This window comes from Streptomyces sp. NPDC037288 (assembly GCF_055603265.1).
In genome coordinates, this window is record NZ_JBVJVY010000025.1 from 63,107 (window position 1) to 78,757 (window position 15,651).

The window sequence follows — 15,651 nt, forward strand, 5'->3', positions numbered from 1 at the left end:
CTGGCTTTGTAAGGTTCACACCCGCCGACAGGTGAGAATACAGAGGTGCAGCTCCAGCAACTCTTCAGTCCCTCCGTCCAGCACACGCTCGATGTCATCGGCATCTTCGTGTTCGCGATCTCCGGCGCCCTGCTGGCCGTCAGGAAGAACTTCGACGTGTTCGGCATCGCCGTGCTCGCCGAGGCCACCGCGCTGGGCGGAGGGCTGTTCCGCGACCTGGTCATCGGAGCCGTACCCCCGGCCGCCTTCAGCGACCTCGGGTACTTCATCACCCCGCTGTTCGCCGCGTTGGTCGTCTTCTTCCTGCACCCGCACGTGGAACGCATCCAGTCGGCGGTGCTGGTCTTCGACGCGGCCGGCCTCGGCCTGTTCTGCGTCAGCGGGACGACGAAGGCGTACAGCTACGGCCTCAACCTGACCGCGTCGGCGACGCTCGGGCTCGCCACCGCGGTCGGCGGCGGTGTGCTGCGCGATGTGCTCGCCAACGAGGTGCCCTCACTGCTGCGCTGGGACCGCGATCTGTACGCGGTCCCAGCGATCGTGGGCTCCACCATGGTGGTGCTGTGTCTCCACTACGACGCCCTGACCCCCCTCACCAGTGGGCTCGCGGCCGTCACCGCTTTTGTGTTGCGCCTGCTCGCGATGCGGTTCCACTGGCGAGCTCCGCGCGCGTGGAACCGCCGGTCGACGGTGACTGAGGAGTAGTGCCGGTGGTACCGGCGGCGTTCCCGTCAAGGGAACCCGTGGTTGCACCCAGGGACTGGTCCTGGCCCTTGGCGTGGTTCTGGCCCATCTGCAGGGTCAGCCAGCGGAACACCGCGCCGACCTGGGGCCGCCACAGCGCCATGTTGTGGCCGCCCGCGCTGCGCGGCAGGAACACCACGTGCACGGTCGTCGGCGCCTTGGCGACGGACTCCAGCGCCACGCCCGCCTCGTAGCCGTCGCGGGACTCGCCCGAGACGTAGAGCGCGATCCGCGGCGGCACGGCCGCCTTCTTCAGGATCAGATACGGGTTGTTCTGGGCGCGCAGGGTGGGGTTCTGCGAGGCGAGGGAGTTGCGCTCGCCGATCGGGTCGTTGTAGCCGGACAGGCTGACCCCGGCCCGGTACCGGTCCGGGTGCGCCACGGCCAGCTTGACCGCGCAGTGGGCGCCCGCCGAGTACCCGGCCACGGCCCAGCCCTGCGGTGCCGGCTGGGCACGGAAGTTGTCCATGACCATCTTCGGCACGTCGATGCTGAGCCAGGTGTCGGCGTTGACCTGGCCGGGGATGTTCGCGCAGCCGGTGTCCACGCCGGCCAGCAGGTTGGTGCGCGGGGCGACCATGATGAAGGGCGCCACCTGGCCGCTCTGCATCATCGGCAGGAGCTGCTCGTGCGCCTTCATGGAACCGAACCAGGCCTTCGCCGAACCGGGGTAGCCCGGCAGCACCTCCACCACCGGGAACTTCTTGTGGCGGTAGGCCGGGTCGTTGTACTGCGGCGGCAGCCAGACGTAGACCTCGGCGTTCACACCCGAGACCCGGCCCTTGAGCTGGGTGACGCGGACTCCGCCCGCCGTGTGCATGCCGGTCCCGGAGGCCGCGGTGAAGGTCTGCTTGACCTTGGGCAACCGTTTCACCGCTATGCCGCCGGTGCCGTCCCGGCCCAGGTCCCGGGCCTGCTGGACGTGGTTGCCGGTGCCGAGCAGGTCGGCCCAGTTGTCGTACAGGTTGTTCTGGTTGTTGACCAGAACGAAGATCAGCGTGACGGCGGTGCCCTGGGCGAACAGCAGCATCAGCACGCGGGCCGCGGCGCGCAGGGGCTTCGGCCCGCGCACTCGTGACCACAACACGAGCGGCAGTATCAGTGCAACCACGGCCAACGCGATGGTCGTGTAGAGGAACGGAGTCCCGGTGAGGCTCATGCCCCCATAGATGGGAATCAGGGCTCTGAGGTTGTGGACGAGTCGGCACACTTACCGAGAAATTGCCGGAACCTCACCCGGCGGAGGGATCACGGGCGTGCGACGCCCCGTTCGTCGGGGGCAAAAAGCTACCGCTTAGTAGTTTCCTGTTGTACCGTTCACCCATGCCAGAAGTAGCTTCCGCCCCCGCCACCCGGGCCGTGATCGGCGACAGCGAGTTCGACCGCGACACGGCGGTCACCCGGCGCGAGCCCGGTGTCTACGACATCGACCTCTCGGCCGGCTGGACCATCTTCAACGCCGTGAACGGCGGCTACCTGCTGGCTGTACTCGGCCGGGCCCTCGCGGACACCCTTGCGCACCCCGACCCCTTCACCGTCTCCGCGCACTACCTGACCGCGTCCCGGCCCGGCCCGGCGGTCATCCGCACGCAAACGGTCCGCGCGGGCCGCACCCTCTCCACGGGTCAGGCCTCCCTCCTCCAGTACGACGACGAGGGCAACGAGGTCGAACGCATCCGCGTCCTCGCCTCCTACGGCGACCTCGCCGCCCTTCCCGACGACGTCCGTACGACCGCCGTGCCGCCCGCGATCCCGCCCCTCGACCAGTGCTTCGGCCCCGAGGACGGACCTGCTCCGGTCGAGGGCGGCTCGGCGATCGCCGACCGTCTGATGCTCAAGCTGGACCCGTCGACCCTGGGCTGGGCGCTGGGCGCGCCCTCCGGCAAGGGGGAGATGCGCGCCTGGTTCGGCCTGGCCGACGGCCGTGACGCCGACCCGCTGTCGCTGCTGTTGGCGGTGGACGCCCTGCCGCCCACCGCCTTCGAGCTCGGACTGAAGGGCTGGGTGCCCACGGTCGAACTCACCGTCCACGTCCGCCGCCGCCCGGCCCCCGGCCCGCTGCGGGTGTCCATCACCACCCGCAACCTGGCCGGTGGCTTCCTGGAGGAGGACGCCGAGGTCTGGGACAGCGAGGACAACCTGGTCACCCAGTCCCGCCAGCTGGCCCGGGTCGGACTCGGCTGAGCGCAACCCTCCGGCCGGCGGGGTGGCCGAGGTTCCGGTCCGGCCGTGGTTGCCGGTTCGGCCGCGTGGCGCGGGTCAGGCTCGGGTGAGGGGGGTGCGGCCGAGCCAGGCGGCGAGCTGCTCGTAGGGGTCGGCGTCTTCGGGTGCCGGGCGGCGGCTGTCGAAGGGGGTGTCCTCGTCGCGGGGGCGGGAGTCCGGCAGCACCCGGCGGGCGGTGGCGAGCGCGAACCGGGCCAGTTCCGGGTCGAGCCGGTGGGGATGCCCGACGGCCTCGGCGAGGTCCCAGGTGTGCGTCACGATCTCCATCACGTACCCGGACAGCGCCGCATGGCCCGGTACCTCGCCCCACGGCACGCGGACCGCGGCCGTCATCCGCTCGTCGCTCTCCCAGGCCTTCAGCACGCGGACGCGCACCTCGTCGTATGCCGCCGCCCAGCCGTCGTCCTCTACGCCGTCGGCGACGGGTCGCACGGCGAGTCCGTCGCCGCCTTCGCCGACCACGGCGATCCTCCGGGTGCCGCCGACGACGTGGCTCAGCAGGGCCCGTACGTCGAACTCCGTACAGGGTGCGGGGGCCGTCGAGCTGGTCCGGCCGTACGGTCTTGATCAGGGCCGCCGCCTGGTCCGTGGCGCGGACGTAGAAGGGGCGCGGGTCGATGAACTCGCTGGTGGTCCCGGTGGTCATGGTCTGCCTCTCGGTAGGTCGGTACGCAGAGGATGGCGCGATAACCTGACACCTGCCGTCAACATTTGCGCGGGAAACCGTCCGGGCGGGATTCTGGGCGCGTGAAGTCCGACCGGCTGTTGTCGATCCTGCTGCTCCTGCAGACCCGGGGCCGGGTCCCCGCGCACGAACTCGCCGACCGGCTGGAGGTGTCGGTCCGCACCATCTACCGGGACATCGAGGCCCTGTCGGCCTCCGGCGTCCCGGTGTACGCCGAACGCGGCCGGCACGGCGGCATCGAACTCCTCGCCGGTTACCGCACCGACGTCACCGGACTGACCGCCGACGAGTCCCGCGCCCTGTTCATCCTGGCCGCACAGGGCGCGCATGCCGCGCTCGGGCTCGACGCGGCCCTCGGCTCGGCCCTGCGCAAGGTGATGGCCGCGCTGCCGGCGCCGCACCGGCCCGCCGCCGAGGTGACCAGCCGCCGCATCCTGGTCGATGCCACCCGCTGGAAGAGCGGTCCCCAGCAGTCCGTCGACCTCGAGGTGCTCCAGGACGCGGTGTTCTCCGACCGGCGCCTGAAATTGCGTTACCGGCACAGCGGGGAGCGGGAGCCGCGGACGTACACCGTGGACCCGTACGGCCTGGTCGCCAAGGCCGGAGTCTGGTACCTGGTCGCCGACCGGCGCGGGGCGCCGCGGCTGTTCCGGGCCGACCGGATCCGTTCGGCCCGCCCGCTGGACGAGCCCGTACGGCGCCGGCCCGGGATCGAACTGGCCGATGCCTGGGAGGCGCTGCGGCGCCAGGTGGAGGAACGGCAGGGCGGGATCGAGGTCACCGTCCGCGTCCGGCGCGAGCGGCTCGACATGTTCCAGCGGATGACGGCCGCCGAGCTGACCGCCCCGCCCGACGACGACGGCGAGAGCGACTGGGTCACCGCCCGGCTGACCTACCCGGTGCTGCGCGCGGTGCGCCAACTCCTCGGGTTCTCCGACCAGGTGGAGCTGCTGGACCCGCCCGAGGCCCGCGCCGAACTGCTGGCGGCGGTCCGTTCTGTCACGGCCCTGTACCAGGAAGGGGCCGACCCGGAACTGACTGCCGACGGACTGGACGGGCTCAAGTACCCCCAAGGCGGCGCCGGTTGAGTGCAGCGGCAATACCGGTCGGCAGGAGGGCTGTCAGGCGCCGTCCGGCATGCCCACGGGCGGCACCGAGGGCCACCGCCCGAGCGGAGTGCCGTCCGGGGCGCCGCCCGGAGCATCGACCGCGAGGCTGACCGCGAGGACTACCGGTACGCCCAGCGGGAGGCCTGGCGGTAGGCCCACGGGCGTGCCGAGTCCGTTCCCCCAGCCCGTTCCCTTCGTTCGTTCTCTCAGTCCGTCCAGTGGCTGCGGCCGATGCTGATGAGCCGCAGCTGCCGGATGGCGAGCTGTGTGACGCGCTCCCGCTCCTCCGCCGGGCGTTCCAGTGCCTCCAGGAACAGGGAGGCGGTGATGAGCATCTGGTCGACGTAGAGATGCGCGAGCATCAGCAGGTCGTCGTCGTTCCAGCCCGCGGCCTGGGAGTCCTTGGCCAGCTCGGCCTTCACCTCCTCGGCGAACCGGACCAGTTGGGCCCGGATGGCCTCCCGCACCGGCTGTACCCCGCCATGTCGTTCCCGGGCGATAAACCGGACGTGTGCGGGGTACGCGTCCACGTGACGGGCGATCAACTCGATGGCGCGTGTGATGCGTTCCTCGCTGTCGCCCGCCGTGGACACCGTCGTCCGCACCATCGGGTGCAGGCTGCCCAGCGCCTCGTCGACCAGCGCCACCCCCAGGTCGGCGGTCGAGCGGAAGTGCCGGTAGAAGGCGGTCGGAGCGACGCCGACGGCCCGGGTGACCTCGCGCAGGCCCAGGCTGCTCAGGCTCTGCTCCTCCAGCAGCGCGAGCGCCGCGTCGAGGAACGCCTGCCGGGTCTTCTGCTTCTGGGCCTGCCGGATACCGAGGGTGTGACTCATGTCATCCAGTTAACAACTGTTCTCCGGAATTGGAAAGCCGTGGAACGCGCTAGAGTAGAAGTCAGTGAACAACTGTTACTACAACTGTTCACCGAAGCTTCACACCGGCCCGATACGAGGTATCCCGGAGGGGGATCCAATCCCATGCTGTTCCTCGTCGCCGCACTCATGCTGCTCGGTGTCGTGCTGGGCACCGTCGCCCACGCGCCGCTGACCGTCACCGCCGTCGTCGCCGCCGTCATCGCCGTGTGGCTCGGCGTCTTCGCGATCCGCGAGCGCCACGGCCGCCGGCGCCGTACGCCGGCCAACTGACCGTCCGCCACGACTTCCAGGAGCTGAGCACCATGCAACTCACCGCACCGGTCACGCGCCGCGACGACACCCGGCCGGCCGCCCGCGACGCCGACGGCATGGCCGTGGCGTCCTTCATCCTCGGCCTTCTCGGCCTGCTCGTCCTCAACATCTTCCTCGGCCCGGTCGCCATCGTCCTGGCCGCCGTGTCCCTCTGGCGCGGCACGACCCGCCGCGGCCGAGCCTGGCTGGGCCTCACCCTGGGCGTCGCCGACCTGGCGGTCCTGGTGATCTCGATGCAGCTGTCCCACACGCTCTCCTGGAGCCTGTGACCCCACCCGGCACCGAGCCCCGGCCCCGAGGACGACGGGGCACCCGGCCGGCACACACCACCACCACCGTTCGCCGCCGGGACAACCGCAGAGTGCTCCCGCCGTTCCCGCAGAGGCCGAGCGCTCCCGCCGTCCCGCCGTCCCCGCCGTGGGCAGTCGTTCCGCAGGGCGGAACGGGTGGGCACGGCCGACACAGTGCCGGGCACCGCGCCACCGAGCCCGGGTGCGGCCGACGCAGGGCGCCCCGCCCCAGGACAACCTCGCGGCCAAGGCAAGCTGCAACGGGGCCGCCGCAACGGGGCCGTAGAATCAGGGCACCATGGCTTACCTCGACCACGCCGCGACGACCCCCATGCTCCCGGAGGCGGCAGAGGCCCTGACCGCCCAGTTGAGCATCACGGGCAACGCCTCCTCCCTCCACGCATCCGGCCGCCAGGCACGCCGCACGGTCGAGGAATCCCGCGAAACCCTCGCGGAAGCGCTCGGCGCCCGCCCCAGCGAGGTCGTCTTCACCTCGGGCGGCACCGAGGCGGACAACCTCGCCGTCAAGGGCCTTTACTGGTCGCGCCGCGCCGCCGACCCGACCCGCACCCGCGTCCTGGCCAGCCCCGTCGAGCACCACGCCGTCCTCGACGCCGTCCACTGGCTCGGTGAACACGAGGGCGCGACGGTCGAGTACCTCCCCGTCGACACCTATGGCCGCGTCCACCCCGACGCCCTGCGCGAGGCCGTCGCCCGCAACCCCCACGACGTCGCCCTGGTCACCGTGATGTGGGCCAACAACGAGATCGGCACCATCCTGCCGGTCCGCGAACTCGCCGAGGTCGCAGCGGAGTTCGGCATCCCGATGCACGCCGACGCCGTCCAGGCCCTCGGCCAGGTCCCGGTCGACTTCGCCGCCTCCGGCCTGGCCGCGATGACCGTCTCCGGCCACAAGATCGGCGGCCCGTACGGCATCGGCGCGCTGCTGCTCGGGCGTGACCACACCCCCGTACCCGTCCTGCACGGCGGCGGCCAGGAGCGGCATGTCCGCTCCGGCACCCTCGACGTCCCCGCCGTCGCCTCCTTCGCCGTCGCCGGCCGGCTCGCCACCGAGCGCCGCGAGTGGTTCGCCCGTGAGATCGGCGCCCTGCGGGACCAGCTGATCGACGCCGTCCGTACGGCCGTACCGGACGCGATCCTCGGCGGCGACCCGGCGCCCGGGGGCCGCCTGCCGGCCAACGCGCACTTCACCTTCCCCGGCTGCGAGGGCGACTCCCTGCTGCTCCTGCTGGACGCTCAGGGCATCGAGTGCTCGACCGGTTCCGCCTGCACCGCGGGCGTCGCCCAGCCCAGCCATGTGCTGCTCGCCACCGGCACCGACCCGGACCTGGCCCGCGGCACCCTGCGTTTCTCCCTCGGCCACACCTCCACGGGGGCGGACGTCGAGGCGGTCGCGAAGGCGATCGGTCCGGCGGTGGAGCGGGCGCGGGCGGCCGGACTCAGCTGAGACGCGAGCGAGCGGGCGCCGGGGGCGCCGGGACACGAAAGCGACCTACGAGGCGGGTTCCCTTCGCCGGCATTGTCCGGATCAGGTGATGGGGGTCGCCGTCAGGTCCAGTCCTTGCGACCTTCTGGCCTCTCAGCCCGAGCGTCGATGTCGGCACCAGCGGAGACGGTGTACCTCTCGTTGAAGAGATCATGTATCTCTCGCTGAAGTCGGCTACTCCGCTTGGACTCCCTCACTCGTCCCGTAGGTCTGGTACTCAGGATAGAACCGCACCTACCGGACAAAAAAGGCCTAAACCTTGATTTTTTCCAGATATCTCTCCCAGTCCCAGTGCGGCCCCGGATCGGTGTGGTCCGTCCCCGGCACTTCCACGTGCCCGATGATGTGCTCGCGGTCCACGGGTATGCCGTACCGACCGCATATCGCCGCCGTCAGCCGCGCCGAGGACGCGTACATGGCGTCCGTGAAGGAGGAGGCGTCGTCCACGAAGCCCTCGTGCTCGATGCCGACACTGCGCTCGTTGTACGCGCGGTTGCCCGTGTGGAAGGCCACGTCCAGTTCCCGTATCAGCTGGGTGATCCGGCCGTCCTTGCGCACGATGTAGTGCGCCGCCGCACCGTGCGCCGGGTCCTGGAAGACCTTCACCGCGCTCGCGTAGCCACCCTGTGTGACATGGATGACGACCCGGTCCACGGAATAGTCGTCCGGCCGGTCCGCCCGCCGGTAGTTGGCCGAGGAGGCCGGCACCCAGCGCGCGCCGCGGAAGTCCACGGCCCCCGCAACCCGGGGCTTCTCCACCCCCGGCAGCCGCCACCACAGGTGCGACAGCTCCTCGCGGGCCAGCACGGCCGTGCCCACGGCGGCCGCCGCCCCGCCGACGAGCAGGGCCCGCCGCCCCAGCCGCCGATCCGCGTCGCTCATGCCCTCCCCCTCCGCACCGTCCCACGCCCCGTTCCGCGCCCCTGTGATGGTCAACGGATATCCGGCGCCCCCGGTTCCCGCCGCCCCGTACCCTGGAAGGGCTATGACTGAGACCCCGCAGCGCCCCCTCCGCGTCCTCGCCGCCATGTCCGGTGGAGTCGACTCCGCCGTCGCCGCCGCGCGTGCCGCGGACGCCGGCCACGACGTCACCGGCGTCCACCTCGCGCTCTCCGCGAACCCGCAGTCCTTCCGGACCGGCGCGCGGGGCTGTTGCACCATCGAGGACTCGCGGGACGCCCGCCGCGCGGCCGACGTCATCGGTATCCCCTTCTACGTCTGGGACCTCGCCGACCGCTTCCGCGAGGACGTCGTCGAGGACTTCATCGCCGAGTACGAGGCCGGCCGCACCCCGAACCCGTGCCTGCGCTGCAACGAGAAGATCAAGTTCGCCGCGCTGCTCGACAAGGCCCTCGCCCTCGGCTTCGACGCGGTCTGCACCGGTCACTACGCCCAGGTCATCGTCCGCGAGGACGGCTCCCGCGAGCTGCACCGCGCCTCCGACATGGCGAAGGACCAGTCGTACGTCCTCGGTGTGCTGGACGAGAAGCAGCTCGCCCACGCGATGTTCCCGCTCGGCGACACGGTCACCACCAAGGAGGAGATCCGCGCGGAGGCCGAGCGCCGGGGCCTGGCCGTGGCCAAGAAGCCCGACTCGCACGACATCTGCTTCATCGCCGACGGTGACACCCAGGGCTTCCTCGCCAAGCGCCTCGGCAGGGCGGAGGGCGACATCGTCGACGAGTCCGGCGCCCGGCTCGGCACACACGAGGGGGCGTACGGCTTCACCATCGGCCAGCGCAAGGGCCTGCGCATCGGCACCCCGGCTCCCGACGGCAAGCCCCGCTACGTCCTCGACATCTCCCCGGTCACCAACACGGTCACCGTCGGCCCCGCCGCCGCCCTGGACGTCACCGCCCTCACCGCGATCAAGCCCCGCTGGTGCGGCACCGCCCCCACCGGCCCCGGCGTCTACACCGCCCAGCTGCGCGCCCACGGCGGCGAGACCGAGGTCACCGCGGAACCGGTCGGCGGCGAGCTGCGCGTGACCTTCACCGAGCCGGTCCGCGGCGTCGCCCCCGGCCAGGCGATCGTCCTGTACGACGGCACGCGCGTGGTGGGGTCGGCGACGATCGCGACGACCACGCGCGCGACGGCCGCAGCGGTGTAGCCCGGCGGTGTAGCCGCCGCTACTCCGTCAGGAAATCGGCCAGCACCGGCCCCAGCACGTCCGGCTCCACCATGTGGGTCTGGCCCTCCAGCTCGCGGTACCTGCCCTCGGGCACCGCTCCGGCGACCTCCCGGGACGCCTCGCGCATCCACTCCGGGCTCGCCCCGCCCGCGACGACCAGCACCGGCACGGAGATCGCCGCGATCCGGTCCCGGGGAAGCAGGCCGTCGCCCATGACCGCGTCGTCGTACGCGAGACTCGGCGCGACGGCCTCCATCCCGGCCCACATCGGCGACTGCCGGGCCCCCTGGATGACCTCCTCGCCGAGGCCCGTCAGCCGCAGGAACAGCTCCACCGCGTCCCCGCGCCGGCCGTCCGCGAGCGCCTTGTTCAGCTGCTCCTTGTACGTGGCCTCCCGCTCGGCGCCGCCCTGCAGGAAGTCGGCGTACGGCACCTCGTAGACGGCGGCCCGGACGGCCGGCAACCCGCTCGCCACCGCCCGAAGCACCAGCGCGCCGCCCGAGGAGACCCCGAACAGCGCCGCCTCGCCGCCCACCGCGTCGATCAGCGCGGCCAGGTCCTCGACCTCGCGCTCGACGGCGTACGGCTTGGTGTCACCGCTCTCCCCGCGGCCCCGGCGGTCGTACACGACGGCCGTGCAGCGGCCCGCGAGCCGCTGGGCCAGGGGCGCCACGGTGCCCCCGGTGGACATGGCGCCGCTCACCAGGATCACCGTCGGCCCCTGGCCGGTCACTTCGTACGCGAGGGACGTGCCGTCACGGGAGGTCGTCTTCTTGTCCATGCCCCTGCAGACTGCCGCACCGGCATCGACTCATCGGTCACGACACGTCGGTTTCGTAGAAGCAGAAGTGATCCTTGATCGCGGCGACATCCGGCTTCGGGTCCGGGTAGGCCCAGACCAGATCGGGGGCGTCCGGCAGCGACCAGTAGGACGCCGTGCCCTTGAAGGGGCACACGGTGTGCGTGTCGGAGGGCGTCAGCAGACCGACGCGTACGTCGTCGGCGGGGATGTAGTACCGCACCGGACAGCCCGTCTCGCGCAGCACCAGCGGCCGGTCGGTCTCCGCGAGCACCTGGTCGCCGTGCACCACGCGCACGTGCCGCTCGCCCTGTTCGATGGTGATCGTGTGTCCTTGGCTCATAGTGGGACAGCACCGGCGGACCCGCGCTTCTTCCCGCGCTCGACGCGGACCGTGGGGCAGGGCCCCTCCCGTCGGGGAGCCGTACGGCCGGGGTCGTACGGTGGGGGCCATGAACATCTGCGTCTTCCTGTCCGCCGCCGACCTCGACGAGCGGTACACACGGCCCGCGCGCGAGTTCGCGGAACTGATCGGCAAGGCCGGTCACACCCTGGTGTGGGGCGGCTCCAACGTCGGTCTGATGAAGGTCGTCGCCGACGGGGTGCACGAGGCGGGCGGCAGGCTGCTGGGCGTGTCCGTGGAGTTCCTCGCGAACAGGGCGCGGCCCGGCGCCGACGAGATGGTCATCGCCGCCGACCTCGCGGAACGCAAGAAGCTGCTGCTGGAGAAGGCCGACGCCGTGGTGATCATGGTGGGCGGCACCGGCACGCTGGACGAGGCCACCGAGATCCTGGAGCTGAAGAAGCACGGCCGCACCGAGAAGCCGGTCGTCCTGCTGAACACCGCGGGCTTCTACGACGGCCTGAAGCAGCAGTTCCGCCGTATGGAGGACGAGGGCTTCCTGCCGCGCCCGCTGTCCGAGCTGGTCTTCTTCGCCGAGGAGCCGGTCGGCGCGCTGGCCTACCTGCAGGAGCAGCAGGGCCAGCGCTGATGCGAGCATGGCGGACATGGCTACTCATGTGATCACCGGGGCCGGGTCCGGCATCGGCGCGGCCGTCGCCCGCCGTCTGCACGCGCGCGGGGACGAACTCGTCCTGCACGCGCGCGACGCGGGCCGCGCGAAGGAACTGGCGGCCGAGTTCCCCGGCGCCCGCACCCTGGCCGGCGACCTCGCGGACCCGGACAAGCTGTCCTGGGCGTTCTCCCACCAGACACTCCCGGACCGCGTGGACTCCCTGCTGCACATCGCCGGAGTCGTCGACCTGGGCGAGGTCGTCGACCTGACCCCCAAGTCCTGGCGCCACCAGCTCAACGTCAACCTGATCTCCCCCGCCGAGCTGACCCGGCACTTCCTGCCCCAGCTGCGCGCCGCCCGCGGCCATGTGATCTTCGTCAACTCCGGCGCCGGTCTCAGCGCCCACGCCGGCTGGTCCGCGTACGCCGCCTCCAAGCACGGCCTGAAGGCCCTCGCCGACTCCCTGCGCCAGGAGGAGCACGCGAACGGCGTCCGGGTCACCTCGGTCTACCCCGGCCGCACGGCCAGTCCCATGCAGGCCAAGGTCCACCAGCAGGAGGGCAAGGAGTACGACGCCTCGAAGTGGATCGACGCCGAGTCGGTCGCCACGACGATCCTCATGGCCCTGGACCTGCCGAGGGACGCGGAGGTCAACGACCTGACGGTGCGACCGGGACGCTGACCCCGGCCGAGGTGTTCCGTAGGCTTCCCTGGTGAGCGAAAACAGCCAGTTCAGGTTCGCGGGGGCCACCGGTGTCGGGTCCATGCCCGGTGACGACGCCCGCGAGGCCGCCAGGACCGTCACCGGCAGCTTCGAGGACTTTCCTTTCCTGCCCGAGCTGCCCGCGCGCGGGCCCGGCGCCGACATGATCGGCCGTACCGCGGGGATGCTCGTCGAGCTGTACGCGCGCGTGGAGCCCAGCGGCTGGCGGATCGGGGACCGGCCGGGCCGGGACACCAAGCGGGCGCGCTCCTGGCTGGTGGAGGACCTGGACGCCCTGGAGGAGTTCACCCAGGGCTACGAGGGCGACCTGAAGGTGCAGGCGGTCGGGCCGTGGACGCTCGCCGCCGCGCTGGAGCTGAGGAACGGCGAGGCCGCGCTCTCCGACGCCGGTGCCTGCCGTGACCTCGCCGCCTCGCTCGCCGAGGGGCTGCGCCTGCACCTCGCGGAGGTGCGGCGCCGCGTCCCCGGCGCCCGGCTGGTCCTCCAGCTCGACGAGCCCTCCCTCACCGCCGTCCTGCGCGGCCAGGTCCGCACCGCCAGCGGCTACCGCACGCACCGGGCCGTGGACCGGCAGGTCGTGGAGGCCACCCTGCGCGACGTCGTCGGGGTCCATGACGGCGGTCCCGTGGTCGTGCACTCCTGTGCCCCCGACGTGCCCTTCGCGCTGCTGCGGCGGGCCGGCGCGGCCGCGGTCTCCTTCGACTTCGCCCTGCTCACCGAACGTGACGACGACACGATCGGGGAAGCCGTCGAGGGCGGCACCCGGCTGTTCACCGGTGTCGTGAGCGGCACTCAAGGGCCATTGTCAGACCCTGCCGGTAGCGTCATGGGTGTCAGGACGCTGTGGCGCAGGCTGGGTCTGCACCCGGGGCTGCTCGCGGAGGCGGTCACCGTCACCCCGGCGTGCGGTCTGGCGGGAGCTTCCCCCGCCTACGCACGCCAGGCGCTCGCCCACTGCGTCCAGGCGGCGAGATCCCTCGCGGACAACCCAGAGTAACGGGAGGACGACACGGTGGCCGGCGACAAGCAGCAGGCGGAGACGGCAGTGCCCGCCGAGGCACGTGACAAGCACGCGCAGCTCGCTGAGCAGATCGAGGAGCACCGCTTCCGGTACTACGTGAAGGACGCTCCCGTCGTCAGCGACGCGGACTTCGACAAGCTCCTGAAGACTCTGGAAGCCCTGGAGGAGGAGTATCCGGAGCTGCGCACCCCGGACTCACCGACCCAGAAGGTCGCGGGGGCGTACGCCACGGAGTTCACCGCGGTCGAGCACCGCCAGCGGATGCTGTCCCTCGACAACACCTTCAACGACGACGAGCTGGCCGCCTGGGCCGAGCGCATCGCGCGCGAACTCGGCGACCAGGGCTACCACTTCCTGTGCGAGCTCAAGGTCGACGGTCTCGCGGTCAACCTCACCTACGAGAACGGCCGGCTCACCCGCGCGGCGACCCGCGGCGACGGCCGCACCGGCGAGGACATCACGCCGAACGTCCGCACGATCGCGGAGATCCCGGACCGCCTCGAGGGCGACGACATCCCGGACCTCGTGGAGATCCGCGGCGAGGTCTACTTCCCGATGGAGAGATTCCTCGAACTGAACGAACGCCTGGTCGCGGCCGGTGACAAGCCGTTCGCCAACCCTCGCAACGCCGCCGCCGGTTCCCTGCGCCAGAAGGACCCGCGGGTCACCGCCACCCGCCCGCTGCACATGGTCGTCCACGGCATCGGCGCCCTGGAGGGCTTCTCGGGCATGACCCGTCTCTCCCAGGCCTACGACCTGCTGAAGACCTGGGGCCTGCCCACCTCCCCGCACAACCGCGTGGTCGACGACCTCGACGGCGTCCGCGAGTTCATCGCCCACTACGGCGAGAACCGCCACTCCGTGGAGCACGAGATCGACGGTGTCGTCGTCAAGCTGGACGAGATCCGGCTCCAGGGCCGCCTCGGCTCCACCGCACGGGCGCCGCGCTGGGCGATCGCCTACAAGTACGCGCCGGAAGAGGTCAACACCAAGCTCGTCGACATCAAGGTGGGCGTCGGCCGCACCGGCCGCGTCACTCCGTACGCGCAGGTAGAGCCGGTCACGGTCGCCGGCAGCGAGGTGGAGTTCGCCACCCTGCACAACCAGGAGGTCGTCAAGGCCAAGGGCGTCCTCATCGGGGACACGGTCGTCCTGCGCAAGGCCGGTGACGTCATCCCGGAGATCCTCGGCCCGGTGGTCGACCTGCGGGACGGCAGCGAGCGGGAGTTCGTGATGCCGGGCGAGTGCCCCGAGTGCGGCACACCGCTCAGGCCCATGAAGGAGGGCGACATCGACCTCCGCTGCCCCAACGCCCGTACCTGCCCGGCCCAGTTGCGCGAGCGCGTGTCCTACCTCGCGGGCCGTGAGTGCCTGGACATCGAGCACTTCGGCGCGGTGGCCGCCGCCGCGCTCACCCGCCCGCTGGAGCCGGCCGAGCCGCCGCTGGTGGACGAGGGCGACCTGTTCGACCTGACGGTGGAGAAGCTGCTGCCCATCAAGGCCTATGTCCTGGACCCCGACAGCGGTCTGCCCAAGCGGGACCCCAAGACGGGCGAGGAGAAGGTCGTCACGGTCTTCGCCAACCAGAAGGGCGAGCCGAAGAAGAACACCCTCGCACTGCTGGAGAACATCGAGGCGGCCAAGTCCCGCCCGCTGGCCCGCTTCCTGAACGGCCTGTCCATCCGGCACGTCGGACCGGTCGCGGCCCAGGCCCTCGCCCGCGAGTTCCGTTCCGTCGAGCGCATCGAACAGGCCACCGAGGAGGAGCTGGCGACCACCGACGGCGTCGGCCCGACCATCGCCGCGGCGCTCAAGGAGTGGTTCGCCGAGGAGTGGCACCGCGAGATCGTCCGCAAGTGGAAGGCCGCCGGAGTCCCGCTGGAGGACGAGTCGACCGGTGAGGAGGAGGGGCCGCGCCCGCTGGAGGGGCTCACGGTCGTCGTCACCGGCACCCTGGAGAACTTCACCCGGGACGGCGCCAAGGAGGCGCTGCAGAGCCGGGGCGCCAAGGTGACCGGATCGGTGTCGAAGAAGACCTCGTTCGTCGTCGTGGGGGACAACCCGGGATCGAAGTACGACAAGGCCATGCAGCTGAAGGTTCCGGTTCTGAACGAGGACGGTTTCGGTGTCCTCTTGGAGCAGGGTCCGGACGCGGCGGCCGAAGTCGCGCTTCCGACCGGGGAGTAGCGGTTGAAGGCCACCCGTTCGGCGCATA

General features: G+C 71.4%; 16 protein-coding genes and 1 pseudogene. 11 read left to right on the top strand and 6 right to left on the bottom strand.

Features of this window, described 5'->3' with window-relative positions; genetic code table 11:
• Nucleotides 1-45 precede the first annotated feature (45 nt).
• Entirely contained in the window at nucleotides 46-705 is a 660-nt protein-coding gene (locus ACZ7GZ_RS26080; protein WP_471027771.1) for a trimeric intracellular cation channel family protein, read from the top strand.
• Here ACZ7GZ_RS26080 and ACZ7GZ_RS26085 read toward each other — a convergent pair.
• Nucleotides 614-1,903: an alpha/beta hydrolase gene (locus tag ACZ7GZ_RS26085; RefSeq protein WP_471027772.1), complete on the bottom strand. Its 1,290-nt coding sequence runs from the start codon at nucleotides 1,901-1,903 to the stop codon at nucleotides 614-616. The genes ACZ7GZ_RS26080 and ACZ7GZ_RS26085 overlap by 92 nt on opposite strands.
• Nucleotides 1,904-2,067: 164 nt before the next feature.
• On the opposite strand from ACZ7GZ_RS26085, the gene ACZ7GZ_RS26090 reads away from it, so the two are divergent.
• On the top strand, nucleotides 2,068-2,928 hold the full coding sequence (locus ACZ7GZ_RS26090) for a thioesterase family protein (RefSeq protein ID WP_471027774.1): 861 nt from the start codon (nucleotides 2,068-2,070) through the stop codon (nucleotides 2,926-2,928).
• Between the two features lie 75 nt (nucleotides 2,929-3,003).
• On the opposite strand, the pseudogene ACZ7GZ_RS26095 reads toward ACZ7GZ_RS26090, so the two are convergent.
• Nucleotides 3,004-3,613, bottom strand: a pseudogene (locus ACZ7GZ_RS26095) (TIGR03086 family metal-binding protein).
• Between the two features lie 101 nt (nucleotides 3,614-3,714).
• Here ACZ7GZ_RS26095 and ACZ7GZ_RS26100 point away from each other — a divergent pair.
• Nucleotides 3,715-4,740, top strand: coding sequence for a helix-turn-helix transcriptional regulator (locus ACZ7GZ_RS26100; protein ID WP_471027775.1), 1,026 nt, complete (start codon nucleotides 3,715-3,717; stop codon nucleotides 4,738-4,740).
• A gap of 227 nt (nucleotides 4,741-4,967) precedes the next feature.
• Here the strand turns inward: ACZ7GZ_RS26100 and ACZ7GZ_RS26105 are convergent, their stop codons facing one another.
• Nucleotides 4,968-5,594 (bottom strand): TetR family transcriptional regulator, encoded by a 627-nt coding sequence (locus tag ACZ7GZ_RS26105; protein ID WP_471027777.1) that lies wholly within the window; start codon nucleotides 5,592-5,594, stop codon nucleotides 4,968-4,970.
• Nucleotides 5,595-5,738: 144 nt separating this feature from the next.
• Here ACZ7GZ_RS26105 and ACZ7GZ_RS26110 point away from each other — a divergent pair, with 144 nt between their 5' ends.
• The 3 genes from ACZ7GZ_RS26110 (at nucleotide 5,739) to ACZ7GZ_RS26120 (ending at nucleotide 7,706) form a co-directional block, all read left to right on the top strand.
• A complete protein-coding gene (locus tag ACZ7GZ_RS26110) occupies nucleotides 5,739-5,906 on the top strand; it encodes a hypothetical protein (RefSeq protein ID WP_023546589.1) in 168 nt (55 codons plus the stop codon).
• Between the two features lie 32 nt (nucleotides 5,907-5,938).
• Nucleotides 5,939-6,217, top strand: a complete 279-nt coding sequence (locus tag ACZ7GZ_RS26115; RefSeq protein ID WP_471027778.1) for a DUF4190 domain-containing protein — start codon at nucleotides 5,939-5,941, stop codon at nucleotides 6,215-6,217.
• 319 nt (nucleotides 6,218-6,536) lie between these two features.
• Nucleotides 6,537-7,706, top strand: a complete 1,170-nt coding sequence (locus ACZ7GZ_RS26120) for a cysteine desulfurase family protein (RefSeq protein ID WP_471027780.1) — start codon at nucleotides 6,537-6,539, stop codon at nucleotides 7,704-7,706.
• A 291-nt stretch (nucleotides 7,707-7,997) separates the two neighbouring features.
• Here the strand turns inward: ACZ7GZ_RS26120 and ACZ7GZ_RS26125 are convergent, their stop codons facing one another.
• Nucleotides 7,998-8,627, bottom strand: coding sequence for an N-acetylmuramoyl-L-alanine amidase (locus tag ACZ7GZ_RS26125; RefSeq protein ID WP_471027781.1), 630 nt, complete (start codon nucleotides 8,625-8,627; stop codon nucleotides 7,998-8,000).
• A 103-nt stretch (nucleotides 8,628-8,730) separates the two neighbouring features.
• Here ACZ7GZ_RS26125 and mnmA point away from each other — a divergent pair, with 103 nt between their 5' ends.
• The gene (mnmA, locus tag ACZ7GZ_RS26130; RefSeq protein ID WP_471027782.1) at nucleotides 8,731-9,855 is read left to right on the top strand and encodes a tRNA 2-thiouridine(34) synthase MnmA; all 1,125 of its coding nucleotides are present in this window, start codon (nucleotides 8,731-8,733) and stop codon (nucleotides 9,853-9,855) included.
• A gap of 19 nt (nucleotides 9,856-9,874) precedes the next feature.
• Here mnmA and ACZ7GZ_RS26135 read toward each other — a convergent pair whose 3' ends face one another.
• On the bottom strand, nucleotides 9,875-10,657 hold the full coding sequence (locus ACZ7GZ_RS26135; protein WP_471027783.1) for an alpha/beta fold hydrolase: 783 nt from the start codon (nucleotides 10,655-10,657) through the stop codon (nucleotides 9,875-9,877).
• A gap of 37 nt (nucleotides 10,658-10,694) precedes the next feature.
• Nucleotides 10,695-11,018, bottom strand: coding sequence for a DUF427 domain-containing protein (locus tag ACZ7GZ_RS26140; RefSeq protein ID WP_471027784.1), 324 nt, complete (start codon nucleotides 11,016-11,018; stop codon nucleotides 10,695-10,697).
• Nucleotides 11,019-11,127: 109 nt separating this feature from the next.
• Here ACZ7GZ_RS26140 and ACZ7GZ_RS26145 point away from each other — a divergent pair, with 109 nt between their 5' ends.
• From ACZ7GZ_RS26145 to ligA, 4 genes are read left to right on the top strand one after another with little or no spacing between them, the layout of a single operon-like run.
• Nucleotides 11,128-11,667, top strand: coding sequence for an LOG family protein (locus tag ACZ7GZ_RS26145; RefSeq protein ID WP_471027785.1), 540 nt, complete (start codon nucleotides 11,128-11,130; stop codon nucleotides 11,665-11,667).
• Between the two features lie 7 nt (nucleotides 11,668-11,674).
• On the top strand, nucleotides 11,675-12,373 hold the full coding sequence (locus tag ACZ7GZ_RS26150; protein WP_471027786.1) for an SDR family oxidoreductase: 699 nt from the start codon (nucleotides 11,675-11,677) through the stop codon (nucleotides 12,371-12,373).
• Between the two features lie 31 nt (nucleotides 12,374-12,404).
• On the top strand, nucleotides 12,405-13,412 hold the full coding sequence (locus tag ACZ7GZ_RS26155) for a methionine synthase (RefSeq protein ID WP_471027787.1): 1,008 nt from the start codon (nucleotides 12,405-12,407) through the stop codon (nucleotides 13,410-13,412).
• 15 nt (nucleotides 13,413-13,427) lie between these two features.
• Nucleotides 13,428-15,623, top strand: a complete 2,196-nt coding sequence (gene ligA / locus ACZ7GZ_RS26160) for an NAD-dependent DNA ligase LigA (protein WP_471027788.1) — start codon at nucleotides 13,428-13,430, stop codon at nucleotides 15,621-15,623.
• The last annotated feature ends 28 nt before the right edge of the window (nucleotides 15,624-15,651 follow it).

Excerpts from the sequence above, each read along its gene's own strand:
- ACZ7GZ_RS26110 (WP_023546589.1), top strand. The coding sequence starts at position 5,739 with ATGCTGTTCCTCGTCGCCGCACTCATGCTGCTCGGTGTCGTGCTGGGC.
- mnmA (WP_471027782.1), top strand. The coding sequence starts at position 8,731 with ATGACTGAGACCCCGCAGCGCCCCCTCCGCGTCCTCGCCGCCATGTCC.
- ACZ7GZ_RS26145 (WP_471027785.1), top strand. The coding sequence starts at position 11,128 with ATGAACATCTGCGTCTTCCTGTCCGCCGCCGACCTCGACGAGCGGTAC.
- ACZ7GZ_RS26135 (WP_471027783.1), bottom strand. The coding sequence starts at position 10,657 with ATGGACAAGAAGACGACCTCCCGTGACGGCACGTCCCTCGCGTACGAA.
- ACZ7GZ_RS26105 (WP_471027777.1), bottom strand. The coding sequence starts at position 5,594 with ATGAGTCACACCCTCGGTATCCGGCAGGCCCAGAAGCAGAAGACCCGG.
- ACZ7GZ_RS26125 (WP_471027781.1), bottom strand. The coding sequence starts at position 8,627 with ATGAGCGACGCGGATCGGCGGCTGGGGCGGCGGGCCCTGCTCGTCGGC.
- ACZ7GZ_RS26090 (WP_471027774.1), top strand. The coding sequence starts at position 2,068 with ATGCCAGAAGTAGCTTCCGCCCCCGCCACCCGGGCCGTGATCGGCGAC.
- ACZ7GZ_RS26140 (WP_471027784.1), bottom strand. The coding sequence starts at position 11,018 with ATGAGCCAAGGACACACGATCACCATCGAACAGGGCGAGCGGCACGTG.
- ACZ7GZ_RS26120 (WP_471027780.1), top strand. The coding sequence starts at position 6,537 with ATGGCTTACCTCGACCACGCCGCGACGACCCCCATGCTCCCGGAGGCG.
- ACZ7GZ_RS26115 (WP_471027778.1), top strand. The coding sequence starts at position 5,939 with ATGCAACTCACCGCACCGGTCACGCGCCGCGACGACACCCGGCCGGCC.
- ACZ7GZ_RS26085 (WP_471027772.1), bottom strand. The coding sequence starts at position 1,903 with ATGAGCCTCACCGGGACTCCGTTCCTCTACACGACCATCGCGTTGGCC.
- ACZ7GZ_RS26150 (WP_471027786.1), top strand. The coding sequence starts at position 11,675 with ATGGCGGACATGGCTACTCATGTGATCACCGGGGCCGGGTCCGGCATC.